General features: G+C 59.0%; 2 protein-coding genes. Both read right to left on the reverse strand.

From position 1 onward, the window contains the following. Nucleotides 1-346 (reverse strand): response regulator (locus ACX3OW_RS21585; RefSeq protein ID WP_459097849.1); only part of this gene is annotated, 346 nt, incomplete at its 3' end. Next, the gene (locus ACX3OW_RS21590; RefSeq protein ID WP_459097850.1) at nt 336-1,856 is read right to left on the reverse strand and encodes a sensor histidine kinase; all 1,521 of its coding nucleotides are present in this window, start codon (nt 1,854-1,856) and stop codon (nt 336-338) included. The genes ACX3OW_RS21585 and ACX3OW_RS21590, both read right to left, overlap by 11 nt. Nucleotides 1,857-1,937: the final 81 nt, after the last annotated feature.

Genomic DNA, 1,937 nt, shown 5'->3' on the forward strand with positions numbered 1-1,937 from the left:
CCAAGGCTCGCGCTAATTCCTCAGATCCATATGGCTTGCGCAAAGTGACCTCGTCGCGATATCCGTCGACAAGGCCTGCGGTCCCATACCCCGTAGCGAACATAAAAGAAATGCCACGCCCACGCAGGATATCGGCAACGGGAAATGACTGGATACCGGCCACGTTGAGGTCGAGAATGGCAAAGTCGATGTCGATCGTGCGAGCGAGCAGGACTGCCTTGTCCATGCGGGTGGCGATCGCTTCCACTTTATGCCCGAGCCCCATCAGAGAACTCTCGAGTTGTATCGCGATCAACGCTTCGTCTTCGACAATGAGTATACGGTGCGCTTTGGTATCAACTGCCATCCGGCCCCTGCTTATCGCTCCATGGCATCGGAGCATCGATGGTGCAAATAACGCCGGACGCTTCGTACGCAACGGCCACATCGCCGCCAAGTTCCATGGCGAGAGCCCGCTCGATGAGGCGTGAACCGAAGCCCTTTCGCGTCGGCGTGACCACGATTGGCCCATCGCTTTCAGTCCAGCGCATCTGCAGCCGCCGATCCTGACCGCTGTCGGTGAGCCGCCAGATGATATCGACGTGTCCATCCTTGGTCGAAAGCGCCCCATATTTTGCGGCGTTGGTGCACAGCTCATGCAACGCCATCGCCAGTGACAGCGCCGGGCCTGGCTCGAGTTGGATGCGCGGCCCCTCAATGCGAAAACGGTTCTCTCCGCCGGCATGGGGCTGCACGGTGTCTGTGACCACGTCCACCAAGTCCGCACCGGCCCAGTTTCCACGCGTCAGCAAATCATGCGCCGTGGCGAGACCGCTCAATCGCGAGTCGAAGGCCTCGCGGGCCTCCTTCATCGTCGCGCTGTCGTTGAGCGTCTGCGAGGCAATGGCTTGCACGGTCGCCAGCGTATTTTTCACGCGATGGTTGAGTTCGCCGACCAGAAGCTGCTGATGTGCGATGGCTTGTTTTCTCTCGGTGATATCTTCGATCGCCAGCAGGATCAGCTCATCACCCTCGCCTTCGCGCGTCAGCTTGATGGCGTTGAGCACCATTACGCGTCGTCCAATCTCGCGGAAATCGTGCTCGACTTCGACGCCGGTGAACGACTGGTTGTTCGATACGACCTCGCTCAGTATGATCCGCAACCGTGGAATGTCCCACTGGTCATTGCCAAGCTCGTAGACCAACGCCCCTTCGGTCTCCGCCTCTTGAACCTTGAACAGTTCATAAAAGGCCGGGTTGGCCGAGCGCACACGCAGGTCGCCGTTGAGGACCAACAAGGGCTGCCGAATGGTCTGCACGATGGCTTCGGAATAGATGCGCGCGTCGTTGATCGCGTCCGCCGCTGTCTTCAAGGCCGCGGTCTGCAAAGCGCCGACCATGAGGAGAGTGTCTTCCGCCAGCTTGCGTGCAGTGTTGTCGGTGCCAATCAAGAGATAGCCGATGATGGCATCCTGGGCATCGCGCAGGGCGGTGACCGACACCACCGCAGGGAACCGACTCCGATCCTTGCGGATGTAAGTCAACTCATAGATATCCTCCATCCCGCGCGAGGCTTTAAAGACCAGGGCCTCGAAGCCTGGCGTGATTGGGGTTCCGAGTTCCACGCTCAGCGTTCCCGCCCGCGCGACCAGTTCTTGCGGATCGGAAATGTCAGCTGGCGTGATCATGTTCATCACTTCCGCCGCCGCATAGCCCAGCATCCGCTCGGCCCCAACGTTGAAAATCTGAATGACGCCCTTGGCGTCGGTCGCGATGCTTGAAAAATTGGCGCTGTTGAAGATTGCGTTTTGCAAGGCCCCTGCCTTGAGGAGAACTTGTTCGTCGCCAGCGTCGTGGCCTAAATCGGCTTCGAGCATGATCCCTCCCATCCCAACCATCACAAATCAGCAAATGTCTGATCGGAGACTGACGGGTGAGCCAGCCTCATAGCAGGTTTC

It is taken from the genome of Devosia sp. A449 (genome assembly GCF_054489375.1).